Genomic DNA, 19,393 nt, shown 5'->3' with positions numbered 1-19,393 from the left:
GGGTGCCACCTTCGCTCAACCTTCCCTATCCCCAAAATCAACATCGGGGACACGCCCCCAAGGTACAATCGGGAGATGGAGGCGGTCAAAAGCTAGGAGGTCGATGTTTGAGCTACTATCGCCCACGAGGGTTCCGCTTGCTCGCGATCCTGGTGCTGGGCCTTGTATTGGCCCTGACGGGATGTTCGCTGGGCAGGCACGGGGAACCTCGCAGCCGCCCCACGCCCACGGTACGGGCGAGCACGCAGGCGGCAGCTACCCCGACCGCTGCCCAGCCTCTGCCCACCCCCACACCCTCCGGGGGGCCTTCATCTAGCAGCTCCACAGGCTCCATCCGGTTGCAGGGGATGAGGCTCCAGCCCACCTACAACAGCGTGGCGGTGGAGCTGCCTTTTGATGGGGATGCCGACGGCAACGCGCGTGTGCAGCTGCAGTTCCGGAGCGGCGACTCGCCTTGGCGGGATGCCCTGCCCCCCTGGCGCGTGCAGGGTGAGGCTTTCTATGGATCCATCCTCCTGCTGGCCCCCGGGACCAAGTACGAGATCAAGGCTTCCGTGGAGGACCCCGACGGGGTGGTGGGGCGGGCGGTCGTCTCTCAGGAGGTGACCACCTGGCCGGAGGACAACCCTGCGCCCGCGGACCTCAGGCCGACCTACTTCGTGCGCGCCGACGGCAGCGACGAGGCCGATGGCCGATCGCCCACCTCCGCCTGGCGCACCCTGGAGAAGGCCTTCGAGGACGCCCCACCAGGAGCTGTGGTGCAGGTGGGGCCCGGATCGTACGCCCCTCCGGCTGTGGAGAGGGACAAGCCCCTGACGCTTGTGGCGCAGTATCCCGCGGTGGACGATGACCGCAATCCGATCAACGAGGGCAAGCGCGCGATCATAGAGCCCGCGGTGATAGCCTTCCCCCGAGGGAGCGGGGGTGAGCATGAGGCCCCCTGGCGCAGAGTGACCCTTAAAGGCCCCGCGACCGGGCAGTCATTCTCCATATGGGCCTGGAAGGGCGCGCCGGTGGAGGGCGTGGTCCAGATGGCCTTTGCCCCCTCGCGCGACTCCCCCCTGCGCCGGGTGGCCAAGTGGGATATCAAGGACGGCGCCTCCGAGGGCTTCACGATGGAGGCTCCTGAGGGCTGGACGGAGATCCTCTACACCAACCGCTCTTACAACTACGGGTTCGCGGCCTTCGGGAGTGACGTCTACCTGCGGTTGCCCGGCGACGTGGACCCTAACACGCAGTATGTGTGGCTCAAGGGCTCCACGGGCGAGCTCAATGGCGACACGGTGTTCGATGCCGACAACGTGCACCTGTCAGGGTTCGAGGTCAGGCTCTCCGATGTGGTGTTCGACCCCAACGCCGACCACGGCATGGTGGATCACAACCTGTTCCAGGGCGCCAGCGTGGTCTACCGAGCGGCTCAGAAGCCTCGCTACAGGTATCCCACTCACCACGTGGTCGAGCGTAACCTCTTCGAGGACCAGGGCACCTGGTCCGACGATCCCTCGATGCCCGCCATCCCCTGGCCCTTCATCAAGGGGGCCCTGCTGCTCAGGGACGGCAAGAGTAGTTGGAGCAGGATAGGGGCCGAGGCCGAGACGACCGCCGTGTGGGGGAGGGGTGGCGCCAATGCCCTGGTCGTCCGGTACAACACCATCAGGGGCTACTTTAACGGCGTCTCCCCCGGCTACCAGAAGGACTACGACCGCTACGCCGGCTACAACCAGGACGTCCACGATAACCTCATCTCCCAGATAGCGGACGATGCGATCGAGATCGACGGGCCATCCATCAACTTCAAGGCTTGGCGCAACAGGATAGAGCACGCCTCGGTGGCGCTCTCCACAGCTCCGCTGAGCGATGGCCCGGCCTACTTCTTCCGTAACCAGGTGTGGCAGCTGGGCAACGATGGCGTGGGGGCCGACCTCACCGGCAACAAGGGGGTCGGCGTCACGGGGTTCAAGTACTCCGGCACCAGCTCCGGTCCGGGCCTGATATACGTGGTGCACAACACCTTTTGGACGAACAGGCCGGAGGCCAACGGTGGGGCCCAGTTCGGAAGCGGCGGGGGCAGCCAGGAGCACTTCTGGCTGCGCAACAACCTGTTCGTGGCCACCAGGTACGCCTTCTCGGCGCCCGGCAACTCCAGCACCTCCATGGCGGGCAAGATCACCAAGGGCACCACGAGCGATATCAAGGGCACGCGGGACGACGAGATCTATCAGCAAGGGAGGTACGGGGATTTCGACTACCACATCCCAGTGCCCAACGGCGAGTACAAGGTGGTGCTGAAGTTCGCCGAGACCTTCCACTCAGAGCCCGGGCAGAGGCTCTTCGACGTGTACCTGGAAGGGGAACGGGTGCTGCACCGCTTCGACATAGCGCAGGTAGCGGGACCCCTGACGGCAGTCGACCGCAGCTTTGAGACCGAGGTGAAGGATAAGTCGCTCGACATAACTTTCAAGAGCCTGGTGGACAACGCCCTCCTGTCGGGTCTGGAAGCTATCGGTGAGGGCGGCAGGGTGATCAGGATAGATGCCGGTAGCGAGAGCCCTCACAAGGATGCATTGGGAGCGATCTGGTCGCCGGACGAGTACTACGGAGAGCATGAGCAGACCGGGAAGTGGAACGAGGACTACGACTACTTCGCGACCACCGATACCACTCGGGGGCTGGGGTACGGAGGCAACCGGTACACGAAGGATGTGGGCGCCTACAGGCGGGACAGCGGTCAGGGGGAACACACCAACCTCTCGGGCAGCTTCATCCAGCTGCCAGACATCCCGGGAGCCCCAAGGGGCGACCTCTCTCTCCCGGATGATTCCCCCCTGGTCGACGCCGGGGTTCCCGTCCCCAACATCTCTGACCTGCGGGGCAGGACCTATCTGGGAAGTGCGCCCGATATAGGCGCCCTGGAGAAGCGGTAGCTAGGGTATAACCGGCCTCGAGGGTGCTACCAGGGGGCTGCTTGACAATAAGTGGAACGGTGTCACAATCCACTTGACGGAACGACAAGTACGGGTTTGGCAGGTAGAGCCAGGCATGGTGGGCGTCGAGGTGGAGAGATGAGGGTCAACCCGAGAGCTATCGAAGCATCCCATCATTTGGGCCTAAGGCGAGTGTCGTGGCGCGCGTGGCTCCTCCTGGCTCTGGCGGTGGTGCTGGCTGCTCTGGCGATGTTGGCTGCCAGAGATCTGTACTCCAGGGGCGAAGGCACCCGGCAGCCAGCGACGATATATCAGTCCGGCTCCCTTGCTGCCTCCACCCCCGAGGAGAGGGTGGCCCTTGCGGATCTGATCGTCCTGGGAGTGGTGGGAGAGCCCTACGCCAGCAGATGGAACACCCCTGACGGCCAGTTCCCGAATGGGATAGCAAGCGTACAGGATTTGCCTGCCGGGCAGTACACCATCTTCACCGACTATCCGGTGAGGGTCGAGAGTGTGCTCTATGGGCAGGAGTCCGCCGCAACCGTGAGGGTGCGCGTCAGCGGTGGGCAGGTGGGCGGCGATAGGATGCTGTCCGCTGAGGGGCCCGATCTGCGGGCTGGAGAGAGGGTGGTGTTGTTGCTTGCGCAAGATGAAAACCCGATGACGAGGGACGTAGGTCCCGGGCACTACATCGTGCTCTGGGGGGCCTTGGGTAAATATCAAGTGGAAGGAGGGGAGGCGGTGTCGCCCGACCACAGGCTGCCCCTCTCGGAGATGGCCGAGTTTATCAGGGAGGCCAAGCGCTAGAGCGCCCTGCGATGGATCTGAGGCAGTCGCCTCGGTGCCTGGGGCGACGCCTCCCAGCTCCCTGTGGGTGATGCTGAAGGATCATGCCTGACAGCGAGCGTGTTATCCGTCAGCCCGTCCGCCCGCCTGAGAGGAGCGGCCCGTCGACAGCGTAATCAAGCCCCACAGGCTCACGATCGCCCACACCCCCTCCAGCAGGATGAAGCCGTACTGCCTCTCGGCCACGGCCACGACCGTGAGCAGCAGAGATCCCAGGAGGTTGAGCCCCTGATAGGCGACGCTCGTCCTGTCCAGCCACCGGAACTGGTTGGCGGCAAAGGCCAGGAGTATAGCTACGGCGCCGACCACGGAAACGACCTGCAGCATGATGCCTCCTTATCGTCGATGCCTCGGATGCAGCATTGATGACAGCCGATCGGATAGACGTTGATAATCGATCACCACAACCCCCATAATACCAGCTGGTAGGTTAGCATGATGGCCAATGTGCCAGGGAGGAGGAGATTACTTGGAAGCTGTCGTAGGAGCCTTGAGAGCCGTTCCAGCCCTGCCCGTCAGGGCCGTTGAGCCCAGCGTGTCCTTTTACCGCGATGTGCTGGGCTTTGCATGCCCTCACTCCGAGGAGGGGTTTGCCATACTGCGATGGGGCGACGTCGAGATACATCTGTGGGCTGCCACCGACGAGAGCTGGCGAGCTCGCACCGACGGCTACCCAGTCCTGTCGGGCGCGGAGTCGTTCATCGCCGGGACGGCCAGCTGCAGGGTCGAGGTAACAGGGGTCGATGCGCTCTATGATCGCCTGCTACCTCTGGGCGTCGTGCACCCCAACGGCCGTCTCGAAGACAAGCCCTGGGGGACGCGCGAGTTCGCGGTGCTCGACCCAGATAACAACCTCCTGACCTTCTTCGAGCGTCGATAAGCGCAGCTGCTTGCGCGTCGATCGCAGCGATCGCGTCAGGTCACCCCGCCCCCATCTCTGCAGCAGCGGGTATCACCTCGCGCCCCATGATCTCGATCGGCCTGATCCGATCCACCCCTACGACCCAACCGAACACCATCTCGATCCCCATGCCGGCCAGCCAGCGAAGCTGAGCCAGCAGCTCGTCTACCTTTGAGCCATCTGGGCCGACGTCGAACCGGAAGGGAGCTGTCTTCTCGATCGCGCTGTAGTCCCGCCCTTCCCGCTCGCAGAGGCGGCGCAGCAGGTCCAGCTTGCGGGGGACATCAGGGGATGGCGGCAGGTTGCAGGCATCGGCGTACCTGGCAACGAGGGGCAGCGTCCTCCGTTCCCCACCGCCAGCAATCATGATCGGTGGGTGGGGCCTGCTGAGGCTCTGCGGTGCGTTGATGGCGCGCCCGAGCTGCACGTGCCTGCCCTGGAAGGGCCTCCCGTCACCGCGCTCGCCCTCCCACATCCTCAGGCACACCTGCACAGTCTCCTCCAGCAGCTCGAACCGCTCGGGGAGAGATGGGAAGGGCAGTCCCAACCCCAAAGCCTCCTGTGGATAGTTCCCCACGCCTATACCAAGCATGGCCCTCCCTCCTGAGAGCACGTCGAGCGTCGTCACCATCTTGGCGAGCAAGCCAGGATGCCTGTACGTAGCAGCAGTCACCAGGGTCAGGAGCCGCACGCGGTGTGTATGGGCGGCGATGAACCCAAGCGTGGTGTAGGCCTCGATCTGGCTGGCCTCGATGCCACCGGTATATTGGCTGCCCCACACGTGATCCGATACGCTGATGGCTTCAAAGCCGGCGGCCTCCGCCGCTGCCACTATCTCCGCCAGCCTCGATCCCAGTTGGGCAGCCCCTCCCTCCCAATCGGTTGCTGGTATGTGTAGCCCCAGCTTCATGGCGAGACCTCCAGACTGTTGTCTCTGGCCCGCAAGGCCAAACCTAGCCCCCAGGCTAGCACGACCAGAATCGCTACGTGATAGGCCACATCCGGTACGGTGCGTGGGCCCACACCCATGGCGATCATGGACATGCCGATAAGCGTCCCGAGTAGCGCAAAACCCTGGGCAGCGATCGCTGCCTGCCGAGCTAGCGCAGGTTGGAGCCAGGTGATCAATAGCCCGAGCAGGAGCACGGCGCCTATTATGCTCTCGGCAACGGGGGCTCTTGGATGCTCGTAGCCTGGAAATATCGCCCCGAAGTGGACGAGCGCGGCAAGCAGGAAGCTCACCCCCTCGACTAGTAGGAACCTCCGGATCCTCTTCCTCAATGATAGGTCCCTCCTTTGCATCTTGGTGTGGAGCATTATACCATATAAACGGATAAATTTTCTCCATTTATGGCCTGTGAATCCGCTGAGTATTGTGCTATGTTGCTGGAGATGTTAGGTATCCATGGAGGTAGGAATGAGCGGCGAATCTCATAGGGGCCACAGGGCCGAACCCGCGGGGACTTGGGAGCGTGCTCGCAGGTTGCGCGCGGATGCGCGCCGCAACCTGGAGCGCATCCTCGATGCGGCGAGGGAGGTGTTTGCCGAGCTAGGGCCTTATGCACCACTGGATGAGGTGGTGCGACGTGCTGGGGTAGGGGCAGGTACTCTCTACCGGAGGTTTCCGGACCGCCAGTCGCTGTTGCGCGCGGTTGCCATGGACACCTGGGCCCGCCTGATCGATGAGGCTGATCGAGCTCTGGCCGAAGAGGTCAACGCCTTTGATGCCCTCTCGCGCTACATGCATCGCGCGGTCGACCTACGCGTTGGTGCGGTAATGCCTTCCCTAATGGGTGCGATGCCTATGGATGGTGAGATGCAGTCAGCGGCATCACGGTCGGCGGAAGCCGCCCAGCAACTGCTGACTGCAGCCTGGGAGGAGGGATCGCTGCGCAGGGACGTCACCTTTGGAGACATCGGCCTGTTGCTCATCCGCATGAGCCGCCCTATGCCTAGCCCCTTTCCACGCGAGCTGGACAACGCCCTTGCCCACCGACACCTAGAGCTATGTATCGAAGGTCTGCGAGCTATCAACGCCAACCGCCCTCTGGCAGGCCCCACTATGACATTGGAGGATCTGCGCTCTCTGCCTTCCGACGCATCGCGCACCTCCCCGGAGATCGAACACCCCCATCGTCAACAGCAATAGCGCTCCCCAGTAGACTAGAATGAAAGGCAGGAGTTATGACCTCATTGTCCTGTTCCCAACACTAAAGTGCAGGAATTAGTGAGCTACCACACCTTACATCCGGCGAAATCACCGCTAATATACACTGCGTTCATTCCCGTGGTAGATCTGTAGTAAGGTGGCCAGCAACTGTTTGTTATAAGCGTCTTTTGAGTACAGGTATTGACAAGTGGGGGGTAGATATATACTTAGAATGCCCAGTTATATTGCGGGCCGACGCACAGGATTAGGTAAGCAACTGGTTACTGCAGCGGAGGGCCAACATGTGTCAGTTAACATGCGTACTGACACATATCGAGCTCAAACATGTGTGGCTTGCCCCCTACATATGGTGGCGTTTTCGACGTATACACCGCCTGCTCACAGATACTCCTGGGCTGATTCGATCCACTATACTCTTCCAGTCGCCGCGTTGTATCTTCTTTATGTCCTTTCGAGAATTCGCGTGGATTAACTTCCGGCTGCCTGAGGCTCCCAGGAGCGTGCCCAAGATTATGGTGGGTTAAGTTAGATCACCGCCTCGCCGCGGGATTATATGGGGCTGTGTTGGGGTTGGGAGTTACTACACGGGTTCTGTTCGCAACGTTTCCGGTCCTGATAGCATGGCTGCTGCTCTATAGCACGTCTTCAGACGGCCTCCTGGTTCTTGGGACCTACGGGACAGCCAGATCGCTTGCCGTGCTCGCCACAGCACTACCAGCCATACTTGATGCGAACGCTTGGCAGGTAGATGCCTGGATCGAGGAATACATTACATACTATCACGCACGCACGTCCTAAAACTGACCAGTGGATGCAGCTTGATAATGTTGCTGGCATTATGGCTGCTCTGGCAGCATAGCTGAGGGAGCTGAGGGAATGCGAGTGACCAACACGTCGCGCGATCGTCCCATCGGTGGTGTGTTACGTCTCCTCGTCCTTGTTGTGTGCCTGCTGGCCGCCTGCCGAGGATCTCCCGTCACCACCGGGAAGACCACGCCGCTCACCCCGTCCCCCACCGCTTCAATCAGTCCCCAGCCTGTCCCGGCAGCTACCCCAACCTCTTATCTCCCTGCCGAGGGCACGGTGACCGCATCCGCTACCCAGGAAAGTCAGGCAAGGACCCGCCAGATACAGAGGGTGAGGATGGTTTTGCCCCCTGCAGGGGATGGTTCGCTCCCACCGCAATGCGGCCCGGAGCGAATCGTGCACACGGTCACCGGCTTTCTCGACGCCGTCAATACCGGCAATCAGGCGGGGATACGGCGGTTCCTGGACCTGCGGGGCCTGGAGACCTATGTGGTAGTAGGGATAGTTGAGACCGGAAGGAGCAGAGGCAAGCAGGCCACGGAGATCAACCCCCGCGATGCCAGCAAGGTAGTCGCCTACCTCGAGCACAGGCATGAGCGCAAGGAGGAGATGCATCTGCACTACCTTGCCATTACGCACTCTATTATGAAAAGGCAGCCATCCGTGGCGATTACCTACGATCTCACCCGCACGGCCAACGACCTCAAGCTCAAAGGGAACTCCTCTGCCGGGAAGGGCCTGGTGGATTGCAAGGAGGAGAAGATCTTCAGGTGGGTGCAGGACGGCAACTCTTATCTCGACCTGCCGGCTGGAGCAGTGTACGGCTGCTGCTTTGAATACCCCCATACAGGCACGCCAGAGGCGACCTTGCGCGTCCAGCGCTAGCAACTCCCGCCAACCCCCGCGGCCCCGATACCCTCCCAGCATAGGACTGGTCGCACGATGACATCAGGCTGGTGGAGCCCATAGAGCGGGTGGTGGCAGCCTCCAGGAGCGCTACGACGTGGGCGGCACCTGGCAGCATACCCTCTACCTCGGCGGCAGGGAGGCGTAGACCTGATGAGCCATGGGGCACGAGTTCGCGCCTAGGGCTGTTATGAAGCTTGGGCATGCATGGCCACCTGTTATCCCTGACTTATACGGAGATGCCGAAGGCTCCCAGGAGGGTGATCAGCAGGTAGGCACAGGATAGGAGGATCACGAAGAAAACCGTAGCCCAGGCCAGGAGGTTGTAGAAGGTGCCGTTCACGTACTCCCCCCATCACGTGGCGATTGTTGACCAGTCTGGGCAGGGAGACGAGCACCACGGGCAGGAGCAGGCCGTTGAGCACCTGTGTGAACACGAGCAGGCCTATCACGTTCAGCCCAGGAACGAGTGCCACGATCACCCCCACGACCAGCAGCGCAGTGAACAGGCCATGGAACACGGGAGCCTCCTGGAACGTCCTGGAGATGCCCCTGTAGTGGACGGGGGGAGGTGCTGAGGCTAAATCGGCGGCAGATGGCGCAAAGACTGCTCAGTCTGCCCTCTCCCGCTATCTGGGAGAGGGCAGGGGGTGAGAGTATCCCCTACATGCGGGAAGGACTGATGAGGGGGTAGACGATACGGGACCATGCCCCTACGCTCGCCCGAGAATGTGTTGCGTGGCCTCGGCAGCCCACTGATCGAATATTGGTCCCTGGAAGTCTGGAAAGATCCGGCATTGTGCCTCCACCGCCCAGTGCAGCCGCAGGAACCAGAAGATGCCTATGGTGGTCCTATCTACATAGGGACGGGCATCTATGCCTTACCCTGTCAGGAGCGCGACCAGGTCAACGTCGGCAGGAGCAACTACTGGGCGCTGCCAGTCCACGACCCGATAGCCGATGGGAGTGACGAACACCTGCTCTCCGTCCAGGTCTCCGTGAACCACGCGAGGCTCATCGCTGACGGTAGCCAGCACGACAGAGCTCTCGGCCCAAGCGCGCAGGGCGTTTACGGCCTCTGTATCCACCCTGGAGAACCGTCCCGCGGCCACGAGTCGATCGAGGTCTCGGAGGGTGCCCTCCGCCACGACCTGCCAGCGGTCGGGAGAGCCTATATCCAGGTATACCGGCAGGTCACCCTTGATCTGGCCTATCTGCTCGACCAGGCGCCTGCCATGCTCGACGAGCTCGGGCTCGCTGCTGGCTACATCGCCCAGCAATGGGGCATCGATCCATTCGATGACGATGGTCGTGCACCCGCGCAGGGTGCCCAGCATCCGGCAGGCAGGGAGCAGAGGAGAGACGTGCGAGCGTAAAACTCTGGCTCGACGGTGGGAGGCAGCTGGGACTTGTAGAGCAGCCGCATCCCATCCTCAAGGATCAGGCGCTGTACCCAGGAGAGGGGCCACTCATGAATGGTCGTGCGCTCGGTGATGCTACTGCCTATGAGCGTGACCAGTTCGTCATCGGAATGCGCCAGAAGATCATCAAAGAACGGGTGGGTGATCATGGCGTCATTGTAGCATCACAGGTGAACACCTGATAGGAGGCTCTGATTGGGGCGCGCAGAGCTCACCCTCGTGACTGTTGGCAGGAGTTCTACTGAGCTCCTGTGCAGCGTTCCTGACTGGAAGGCGGTGACCCAGCAGCCTGCTGGCGACGCTTGAGTAGCATATGGCACTGGGCGGAACGGCCCTACCGCTCCTTTATCGGATCGGGTAGAGAGTTCATAACGAATTCTAAACCCATTCGATGTTGACTTATCGTATACTCTATGCAATTCAAGGTAGGAGTTGCCATGATGAAGGTTTACCTAGTCATTATCGCCATGTTGGTAGTGGCAGCCCTTGGTGGCGCTCGCCCCGCTGCGGCACAGGGGCCGTGCACGGATATAGGCGCTCCGGGCCACTCGGATTACGCGATGGCTCACATCGTGCCGCTTGCACACGAGGGCATGCTTGGCGCCGGTGGCCACATACCGGGAGAGCACCACGGCTACAGCCTCTGCAATCCTTCCGGCAAGTAGAGAACTCACCACCTTGCCCAGTAACCCTATGCCGAATCTGCCCACCCCGGCGCTGCTGAAGTCCGGGTGGGCAGATCGTAGTTACCTGTTGGGCCACAGGGAGCTCCTCTATGGTCCGTTGCATGTCCCCCGATCACAGCACAGGGTGAGGGCTATCCATGCTGTCCGAACGCCTGCTAGCTTCCTGCCCTGCTGATCCCTGTGCATTGAACATCAGAGACGGAATGGACTTGTGCCCGAAGGATTTGACCGCTGGCTGGTGGTGTATGCCCAACCTCAAGGCCTGTACCTGCACGTAAATCCTGGAGTTACTCCCAAGAATCGTCCCGGCTTAGTGGCTAATCACGGTGTTCTCAGGTGGTCGCTCGGGATGATCTGCTTGGGCGTGCTCGGTGAGGAGTACAGCAGCCTGATGATCGATCTCCCTGTGCCCTCGTAGTACTCCAGCCTGATCTGGTACCAGGTGCCCGCAGTGAGGCTGATGCTCCCCTTGTTCTCCGTCTCGGCGTGGTTCGTCCAGTTGTTGACCAGCAGCTTGCCGTTCACCCACAGCCTGACGCCGTCGTTGCTCCGAGTGTAGAAGGTGTAGGTTTCTGAACGATCGGCCTTCACCATGCCCGTCCAGCGCACGGAGTAAGTATCAGGGTCTATGGAGGGGTCTGGCGAGCCATAGTCCCAGTTGAAGTCCACCACAGGGTCCACCCGCGTCAGTACCAGATCGGTCAGGTCGCTGTTGTTGAAGTACTCGCCAAGCAGTCCACCAGCGGAAGGATTCGAGGACACCGTGAAAGCCCACGAATAGTCGGCACCCAGCCTGTTGCCCGCCAGGTCCCTGATGTCGCCCGTGGCCCTGGCTGTATAGGTGCTGCCGGCTTCCAGCGGCGCATCTGGCTGCAGGGCGGCGATCTTGAGGGCATCGTCGTAGCTCACTTGGGCGGGAACGGGCAGGCTGCTTCCCGATTTCATCAGGTAGAACGTGCTGCCATTTATGCTCGCGGGATCTGCCCTCTCGGAGAGGGCGATAGAGACCTTCGTGTTCGTGGGCACTTCGTTGGCTCCGTTGACAGGCGTGGTACCCGTGATGGTGGGAGGGGTAGCATCGATGGTCCAGGACCTGGAGGCGGGAGATGGATCCTGATTGCCTGCCTGGTCCACTGCCTTGACCTGGAAGGTGTGGCTGCCATCCTGCAGGCCAGAGTAAGCCACAGGGGATGAGCAGGGGGAGAAGGCCGAGCCATCCAGGGAGCACAGGAAGGAGGAGTTGTCCTCGGAGGATGTGAACTGGAATGTGGCCGAAGTCTGGTTGGTCAGCCCTGTTGGCCCAGCCGTGATCGTCGTCTCGGGCCCTGCGCTGCCGCAGCTACCAGTTGTGTACATAAAGCTGTCCTGCAGGACTGGTGGGCTGCCATCACCCCTTACGCCGTAGCCTTCGACCCTCATGGTACCGTCTGCCGAGAAGCGTATTCGCAGGAAGTGGTGCATCGTGTTGTCGCGGTAGGCTGTCCACGACGGCGGAGGGTTGGTGCCGAACTGGGAGAAGGAGCCGTTCTTGTTGCTCTCCTTGCCTCCGGGGCTGGATTTCACCCAGGTCACGCCATCCGACATCGTGTAGCAATCCTTGGCCATGGACGTCGGGGTGTTCGAATTTGGAACATCGACCAAAGGGTAGGTCCGCTCGTAGGCCTGGTCGTGCGAGCTCACGGCGATCTTGACTACTAGCCTCTCGAACAGTGGTCCCAACTGTGCTCTCAGTGCGAGGTTCGAGGGGTGGTTGCGCCCATCGGCGAAGGGCGATACGTGGTAGAACGGCACGATCCACCTCTGCCCCGCGGCCTTTGCTGCCAGGATATCCTGTTCGATCCACTGCAGCTGCCCGTCGGACAGCCCATTAGAGTTCTCGACCGCGTATATCGACACGAAATGTACGTCCCCTATATCGAAGGAGTAGTTCTGCCTGTTGCTGTAGCCGTTTGGGGTAGCGAACCTGGCAGCCCAGTAGGAGTAACCCTCCCCCAGGAGGGTCTCATGGTTGCCATAAGTGGGCATCATTGGTATCTTGGCGCCTATGCGCTGCATCTGATTGAACCATGCATCTATGGAATTATCCAGGGAGCCGAACCTATTGTCAGTGCTGTAGTAAGCGTAGTCACCACCAAGCAATACCACGTCGGGATGCATCCTCGCTATCTCGTCTATTACCTGCTGCGTGCCGCTGGCGAGCCCATCCTCCCTGCCTATCAGCCCGGTATCGGCAACGTAGATCACGTCCAGGTCCGCTGGTCCCCTGAGTGGGGCAGTGTGGGTGGTGTAGGTCTCGCTCCAGGTGGAGCCGTCCAGCATTACCCTGTATTCGTAGCTCGTCGAAGGCGTGAGCAAGGATAGCGTTACCTCGTGCAGGGTGCCGCGTGTCCCTGAGGTACGGAGCGATCCGGAGGCTTGCTGCCAGGTGGTGGTTCCGGCCTGCCTGTACTGCACCAGCGAGGGTATGGACGTGTCGAAGGTGCGCCATACAATCGTCATAGTTCTGGAGGGATCACCCATCCAGGAGAGGTGTATCTGCTCCCCTACTGTAATGGTTACCCTAAGGGACGCGGGTTTATAGTTTGGGGCAGTTGCTAGTACCGTGGACGTATATATGCCTGGCTGCAGCCCTTGCGTGTTGGCCGCCAGGGAGATAGTTGCCAGAGTCGTGCCAGTGGTCGGCTGGAGGCTAAGCCAGAAGGCATCATAGGATAGCGTGTAGCTGGCCGGTGGGTTCCCACCTGTGAGGGCTACCTGCTGTGTTGCCGTGCCGCCACTGCCCACGGACCAGACGACGGCGCTCCTGTCGAACTGCAGCTGTGGGGCGGAGTTTATCACGTTGAAGGTCGCTGTGATCTTCTGGGTGCTGCCGTTGCTGAGCTTGATGAGGGCGGTAACGGAGTGCTGCCCGTCGGCAAGCAGCGTCGTGTTGTAGGGAGAGGCGGTGGATACCGTTCCCCCGTTGAGGTCGTAGGGCGCGGTCTTCTCTACTCGATAGGGTGTCCCGAGAGCGTCGGGGTCATCTATGTAGAAGCTGACCGTGGAGACCCCATCGCTCGGGGACGTGAAGATGTATGTGTTCCCGTACACGCTCTGTCCCTGCAGCGGTTGTGCGTTGGATCTATCGCTGCTGGAGCTGAAGAGCAGCACGTAGGTCGTGGCGGACAGCGTGCCGCTCCCGCCCCCAGCTATGTAAGCGCTGGCGAGCGCCAGCATCACGGCGATGAGCATCCACCACAGGGATCTTGTGCGTTGCACTTCGGCGCCTCCAGCTACTCAGTGATCTCCAGCGCGGATACCAATGGATAGTTCACCACGCTTGTCAGGTCTACGTCCAACCTCCCGTCGGACACCTCCACCTTGAACGTCCTGTCCAGAGCGGTCTTGGGGGCCACTGTCTGCAATATGTCGAAGTTGCTCAGGACCCTGCTCCCCTCGATGTTGACGTTGAACACCCGCTGACCTGCTCTGGTCCAGTACGTCTCTGCGAACTTCAACCTCACTGTGTATGTACCATTGGGCACTTGGAACCGGTAGCTAAACGGTGCCCCGCTCCTGCCCTTCTGGTAGAGCCTGTCGTCGTTTGTGCCAGCTATGTCAGAGGTGGTGCCCTTCGTGACGCTCCCGCCGGTGTACCCGGTGTCTGCCGACCAGACGTTGCCGCCCGTGTCCGTGTAGCTCGATGTATTGCCCGAGTCCACACGTATGGGCACAAAGGCGGTGGCCGATGCCGTCGTGAAGCTCCACGTCCTGTCGGTGGCCAGCGGGTTGCCTATCGCGTCCGTTATCCCACCTGCGCCTCCCTTGACCGTCACCACGTAGGTCGTGTTCGGCTCCAGGTTGGCCGTCGGATCGAGAGTGACCTTGAAGCTATCGTTATCGTAGGATAGGGTCCCCTGCACCTTGTTGGTCTCTCCTTGCTTGGTCAGGTAGACGCTGGTATCCTGCACGCTGCCTGGGGCCAGGGCTTCCGAGAAGCTGATCACCACGTTGGTGTGCACCGCTACTCCGTTTGGTCCATCGACCGGCGTGGTACCCGTGATGGTGGGAGGGGTAGCATCGATGATCCAGGCCCTAGAGGCGGGAGATGGATCCTGATTGCCTGCCTGGTCCACTGCCTTGACCTGGAAGGTGTGGCTGCCATCCTGCAGGCCAGAATAGGCCACAGGGGATGAGCATGGGGAGAAGGGGGAGCCGTCCAGGGAGCACAGGAAGGAGGAGTTGTCCTCGGAGGATGTGAACTGGAATGTGGCCGAAGTCTGGTTGGTCAGACCTGTTGGCCCAGCCGTGATCGTCGTCTCGGGCGGAGTGTTGTCTACCGATGTAACGGTGAAGCTCCAGCTATAGTTAGCAGCCAGGCTGTTGCCTGCCATGTCCTTCACGGTTGCCATGATCGTTGCTGTGTAGATAGCTCCTTCCTTCAGGTTAGATGCTGGGACAAGCGTGGCACGTGCGTTGGCCTGGTCGTAGCTCACGGTCGCACTCAGGTGCGTGGTTGTGCCCTCTTTGACTAGATAGAAAGAGTTGGCGTTGATCGTGACGGGGTCCATGGGTTCCGAGAAGACGGCCTGTACGTTGGTCGTTACCGGCACGTCAGTGGTACCATGTGCAGGACTCGTGCTTGCTACCTGTGGTCTGGTGGTATCCACGACCCAGGTGCGGCCGGCGGGAGTCTGGTCCGTGCCATTGGTTGGGCTTATGGCCCTCACCTCGAAGGTATGCGAGCCGTCCGCCAGCCCTGACAAGGTCACCGGAGAACTGCACGCCGTAAAGGGCGCACCGTCCAGTCTGCATTCGAAGGTTGCACTCGGGTCGTTGCTGGAGAACGAGAAGGTCGCAGAGCTGTTCGCTACGATCCCCGTTGGGCCAGCATTTATGGAGGTATCCACGTTAGTGTTGATCGTGTTGAACGCGAACGCCTCGTTCACGTTGGTGAAAGCCGCGCCGCCCTGGGGTCCTCCACCGGCCACGTAGATGGTGTTGTTGATGGTGCCGGCGACAGCACCGTGCCTCGGAGTGAGCATGGGCGTGAGCGTGAGCCAGGTGTTGGTAGCAGGATCGTACTCCTCGTTCTGTGGGAAGGCACCGCCCGTGCTCGTTATCTCGCCTCCCATCACCTGGATGCGGCCCTTGAGGATGCCCGTCACCATCGTCCTGCGTGCGGTGGGCATGGGTGCTATGGCTGCCCATGTATTTGTGGCAGGGTCGTATACCTCTGCTGACGCCAGGATGTTCGCGGGAGTACTGCCGTCCGCATTTCTGGTGCGCCCTCCGAAGACGTACAGCTTACCGCCCAGCGTGGCCGTGCCGGGGTTGTCTCGCCGCGTGCTCATCGGAGCGCCCGTGCTCCAGGTGTTGGTGGCTGGGTCGTAGATCTCGAGGGTGGCGAGTGACGCGCCGTTGGAGTCCATCCCACCTACCACGTAGATCTTGCCGTTGATCTGCTGGGCTCCTGCTCCACCTCTTGCCGTGGGCATGGACGCAATAGTAGACCAGGTGTTCGTATTAGGGTTGTACATGTACGAGAAGTTTACCGCCCCGGAGAACGGATCTGTTGAGCCTCCGAAGACGTACATTTTGCCGTTGTATGCCGCTACCCCAGGGTTCTCCACTCCTGGCCCTGGCATGTCTTGGCCTGTGGTCCAACTATCGGTGATGGGATCGTAGATGTACAGTTTGGTTTGGTGGCCACCGGAAGAGGTCTTGCCTCCAACCACGTACAGCTTGCCGTTTATGACCGTGCCTCCAGCATCCAGCAGGGACACGGGCAGTGGCTGCCTCGTGGTCCATGACCCCGGGTTGGATGGTATGAGGGCCGTGACCTTGCTGCCGCCGAACTCGCCCACATATATCGTGCCGTCAGGTCCCTGGGTGATCGGTAGCGGGTCATCAAAGCCCGCTGCAAGCTGCTTCTTCTCGACGACGGACAGGCCATCGGAGCTCAGCCTTACTCTGGTTATATCGTCTCCCACGGAGTAGTTGGTGATGAGTAACTCTCCTTTGAGAGCCCCGTTGAAAGCTTCTCCCCTGTACTCGATGATGCCGTCGGCAGACTTGTTCTTGCCCAGCACGTAGAACGGTTGGGCGTAGTTTGGCAGTGGGGCTACCCCTTGATAGGAGCCATCCTTGAAGACACACTCGTTCCTGTAGGGATTGGGGTGGCCATAGTACTTGCCAGGTAGTAGCCTCTGCAGATTATCTGGCTGTTCCCCTGGGTTGTTCGTTTGCGGGTTACCGAACCCCTCACACGGTGGCGTGGGGGATGGTGGGTAGGTGCCCACCACACCGAGCCCGTTATCGGGCCCGTATATGGATCCATTGGAGTGGAACGTGAAGTCGTACATGTTCCTTAGCCCGCTGGAGTACAGGAACACATCACAGGGTGATGGCCCGTAGGTGTTTTCTGGTGTGGCACACGTGCCGTCGAACCCTGGGGCCTTCACGTCGGCCACGAGGAAAGCGGCCGAGAGCGGCTGCTCCGCTCTGGTGCCGAACTCGGTGTTGGCCGTGTTGGGAGCGCCAGCCCCAGTGTTGCCGCCCTGTGCTATGTACAGCTTACCGTCAGGTCCGAAGTGTATCGAGTTCACCGCGTGGTTGGCTATGGCTCGCGGTAGCCCCGTGATGACGTCCTGCCTGTTCGTGAACCCTGGACCCCAGAGCTTGGTCACCATGCTCGAGTTGAGCACGCCGTTGTTCAAGTCTGGGCTCGAGTGGGAGACCCACAGGATCACGTTATCTGGGGTTGAGGCGGGATCTACCGTTATGCCGAGCGTGAGCCTGGAACCGAGAGTGGTTATTACCTGGTCTGACACCACGTGCTTGTCGTCATCCAGCGTGATGGCATGTATCTTCCCAAGCAGTTCCGTCACGTACAGGCGATTATCCGGCCCCCATACCATCGATGTCGGGAAGGGCACTGGGAAGGATACCCGATCGAAGGTTAGGTTGCTATCGGGTGGGCTCCCGATCCCATCCGCGGTTACCGAGAAGTCATCGAATTTGTAGGTGAGTGGGGATGGCCCCTTGCGGTGTGTGGCGTATATCCCACCGAAGCTCCTGGTACCGATCCGTGGGTCGATGCCGGCAGCATCGAAGCTGAAGAACTCAGCGGGCGCCGTAAACGTGCCAAACAGCACCTGCGAGTTGTTGTTGATCTGGTAGTAGGCCTTCACGGTCTGGTCGCCGGGGTTGGCCCGCAGGGTAAACGTGATCTTTGCGTTCGCCAGGCTCATGGCGCTGGTGGTCTTGGAGGATTGAGTAGTGCCGCCTACCTCTATCAGGTACTGGATGCGCAGACCCTTGGGTGTGGACAGAACTCCCAGCTTGAGGTAGTTGTCCTCGTTGTTGCCGAACCACAATCCCGCCTGCTCGTAATTTCCGCTCCCAAGAGGAGGATTAATTACGGTGGTCTTGAGGACAGATATCTGGCTGGGCGCATCTATGCCCACGCCGAGGGCATTGTCCTGGGAGTTGGCTGTCCCGGAGTTGATACCCTTGGTCGTGAGGATATTGAGCGTCCCCGTGCCGCTGGTATCTACGGTCAGGTTCTGGGGTATATACCCCGTGCCCTTGCTAGGCTGGTCCACGTAGGTGAAGCCTGTGCCCACGCCGTTCTTGTCCAGTATCTTGCCCTCGTCCCCACTGAAGTCCAGGTTATAGGGCAGCTCTACGAGTATCTGTGAGCAGTCGAGGGGGTAGCAGCTGGAGCTGGATGTGACCGCTTGTGTGGATGCCTGGAGTGCTTTGATCTGTCGGGACGAGGCGTTCCCCTTGGTAACCGTTAGCTCGATACTCACCTCCCCAGCTCTGTATCCGGGCGCGGTGGCCCTCAGCGTCGCCCTGTAGTTGCCGGGAGCTAGCTTGCCCGCGTTCAGGGAGATCACCCTCTCCTGCGGGGCCTTCCCCCTCAGCCTCTGTGGGTCCGGGAATGCTGGTTCAAGCCGCATCCAGTCAACGCTCTTGCTCAAGGAGTATCTGACGGGCCTGTTATCTGATGAGAGCACGTTCAGTGGTATCGATGTCTTACCTCCCTTGGGAAGCTCCAGGCTTATCCGCTGGGGTGTGATCAGGAGGGCTCGCGGGCCGTTGTACACTACAAAGGACTTGGTCATAGTTTGTACCGAGCCGTCCTTGCCTTCGAACGCCGCGGTGATGGTGTGTGTACCGTTGGCCAGCTTGCTCGTGTCCAGGGGCAAGGCTTTGTTGCCGTTGTCGCCTACGAGGTCGTAGGGAGGACGCGCGTCCACGCGCAGGGGGCGTACTCCCCACGGGACCAGGTCGCTCGATCGGCTGGGCACGTCGAGGAAGAAGTAGGCTCTGTTGACGTTGCGAGCTTGGGCAAATACGTAGACCTTGCCTGATAGCACCGAGCCTTCCTCGAGCGGTGCTGAGCGCCTGCGGTCACCCCTGTGGCCGAAGAACAAGGCGGGTGAAGATGCACGCACACCCAGGGTCTCCGTGGGCTTGTTCCCCGCTGCGTAGGAATGGCTCGACATAACATATGGTGCCAAACCACTAGTTAAGATTATTAGCGCTACGATCAAGGATCTTAGGACCTTCATTCCCACTCTCCGCTTTTCTATAAGGAAATCCCCGTTGTTCAATCGATATAGCCTAGCCCCTCCAAGTGTTAGAAGCATTACTCAAAGGTTGAGGGAGGGTATCGATATGGTCTAGTAGTAATTTCCTATTGTGACACCTGATGACGAGGCATATACTCGTGAGAGCTACAA

14 protein-coding genes and 1 pseudogene are annotated in these 19,393 nt (G+C 60.7%); 8 read left to right on the top strand and 7 right to left on the bottom strand.

Annotated elements, in window-relative coordinates:
* Positions 1-107 precede the first annotated feature (107 nt).
* Both TTER_RS14025 and TTER_RS14020 read left to right on the top strand, forming a co-directional pair.
* Positions 108-2,924, top strand: coding sequence for a malectin domain-containing carbohydrate-binding protein (locus TTER_RS14025; RefSeq protein ID WP_012876707.1), 2,817 nt, complete (start codon positions 108-110; stop codon positions 2,922-2,924).
* Positions 2,925-3,020: 96 nt separating this feature from the next.
* The gene (locus TTER_RS14020; RefSeq protein ID WP_169302708.1) at positions 3,021-3,731 is read left to right on the top strand and encodes a hypothetical protein; all 711 of its coding nucleotides are present in this window, start codon (positions 3,021-3,023) and stop codon (positions 3,729-3,731) included.
* Positions 3,732-3,833: 102 nt separating this feature from the next.
* Here TTER_RS14020 and TTER_RS14015 read toward each other — a convergent pair whose 3' ends face one another.
* Positions 3,834-4,097 (bottom strand): CBU_0592 family membrane protein, encoded by a 264-nt coding sequence (locus TTER_RS14015; protein ID WP_012876705.1) that lies wholly within the window; start codon positions 4,095-4,097, stop codon positions 3,834-3,836.
* A 163-nt stretch (positions 4,098-4,260) separates the two neighbouring features.
* Between TTER_RS14015 and TTER_RS14010 the strand changes: the two genes are divergently transcribed.
* Positions 4,261-4,650 carry a bleomycin resistance protein gene (locus TTER_RS14010; protein ID WP_041425733.1) on the top strand — a complete coding sequence of 130 codons (390 nt, stop codon included), beginning with the start codon at positions 4,261-4,263 and terminating at the stop codon, positions 4,648-4,650.
* Between the two features lie 40 nt (positions 4,651-4,690).
* Here TTER_RS14010 and TTER_RS14005 read toward each other — a convergent pair whose 3' ends face one another.
* Complete coding sequence (locus TTER_RS14005; protein WP_012876703.1) at positions 4,691-5,581, bottom strand: TIGR03560 family F420-dependent LLM class oxidoreductase; 891 nt, start codon at positions 5,579-5,581, stop codon at positions 4,691-4,693.
* Entirely contained in the window at positions 5,578-5,952 is a 375-nt protein-coding gene (locus TTER_RS14000; protein WP_012876702.1) for a hypothetical protein, read from the bottom strand. Before TTER_RS14000 ends, TTER_RS14005 begins: the two co-directional genes overlap by 4 nt.
* A gap of 136 nt (positions 5,953-6,088) precedes the next feature.
* On the opposite strand from TTER_RS14000, the gene TTER_RS13995 reads away from it, so the two are divergent.
* The 3 genes from TTER_RS13995 to TTER_RS13985 all read left to right on the top strand — a co-directional run bounded on the left by TTER_RS13995 (position 6,089) and on the right by TTER_RS13985 (position 8,533).
* Positions 6,089-6,820 (top strand): TetR/AcrR family transcriptional regulator, encoded by a 732-nt coding sequence (locus TTER_RS13995; protein ID WP_012876701.1) that lies wholly within the window; start codon positions 6,089-6,091, stop codon positions 6,818-6,820.
* A gap of 591 nt (positions 6,821-7,411) precedes the next feature.
* Complete coding sequence (locus tag TTER_RS13990) at positions 7,412-7,639, top strand: hypothetical protein (RefSeq protein ID WP_169302707.1); 228 nt, start codon at positions 7,412-7,414, stop codon at positions 7,637-7,639.
* Positions 7,640-7,717: 78 nt separating this feature from the next.
* On the top strand, positions 7,718-8,533 hold the full coding sequence (locus TTER_RS13985; RefSeq protein WP_012876699.1) for a hypothetical protein: 816 nt from the start codon (positions 7,718-7,720) through the stop codon (positions 8,531-8,533).
* 239 nt (positions 8,534-8,772) lie between these two features.
* Here the strand turns inward: TTER_RS13985 and TTER_RS13980 are convergent, their stop codons facing one another.
* Positions 8,773-9,075: a divalent metal cation transporter gene (locus TTER_RS13980; protein ID WP_041425343.1), complete on the bottom strand. Its 303-nt coding sequence runs from the start codon at positions 9,073-9,075 to the stop codon at positions 8,773-8,775.
* A gap of 360 nt (positions 9,076-9,435) precedes the next feature.
* Positions 9,436-9,939: pseudogene (locus tag TTER_RS13975) on the bottom strand (phosphotransferase); the annotation flags it as partial.
* Positions 9,940-10,025: 86 nt separating this feature from the next.
* On the opposite strand from TTER_RS13975, the gene TTER_RS16235 reads away from it, so the two are divergent.
* The gene (locus TTER_RS16235; RefSeq protein ID WP_012876697.1) at positions 10,026-10,157 is read left to right on the top strand and encodes a hypothetical protein; all 132 of its coding nucleotides are present in this window, start codon (positions 10,026-10,028) and stop codon (positions 10,155-10,157) included.
* A 258-nt stretch (positions 10,158-10,415) separates the two neighbouring features.
* Positions 10,416-10,640, top strand: a complete 225-nt coding sequence (locus tag TTER_RS13970) for a hypothetical protein (RefSeq protein ID WP_041425341.1) — start codon at positions 10,416-10,418, stop codon at positions 10,638-10,640.
* Between the two features lie 342 nt (positions 10,641-10,982).
* On the opposite strand, the gene TTER_RS13965 is transcribed toward TTER_RS13970, so the two are convergent.
* Both TTER_RS13965 and TTER_RS15155 read right to left on the bottom strand, forming a co-directional pair.
* Positions 10,983-13,919: a PA14 domain-containing protein gene (locus tag TTER_RS13965; protein WP_012876694.1), complete on the bottom strand. Its 2,937-nt coding sequence runs from the start codon at positions 13,917-13,919 to the stop codon at positions 10,983-10,985.
* Between the two features lie 14 nt (positions 13,920-13,933).
* Entirely contained in the window at positions 13,934-19,222 is a 5,289-nt protein-coding gene (locus TTER_RS15155; protein WP_012876693.1) for an Ig-like domain-containing protein, read from the bottom strand.
* Positions 19,223-19,393: the final 171 nt, after the last annotated feature.

The organism is Thermobaculum terrenum ATCC BAA-798 (assembly GCF_000025005.1).
GTDB classification, from domain to species: Bacteria; Chloroflexota; Chloroflexia; order Thermobaculales; family Thermobaculaceae; genus Thermobaculum; species Thermobaculum terrenum.
Note: the sequence above shows the minus strand (reverse complement) of the source record. Positions and strands in the feature narration are given on the sequence as shown.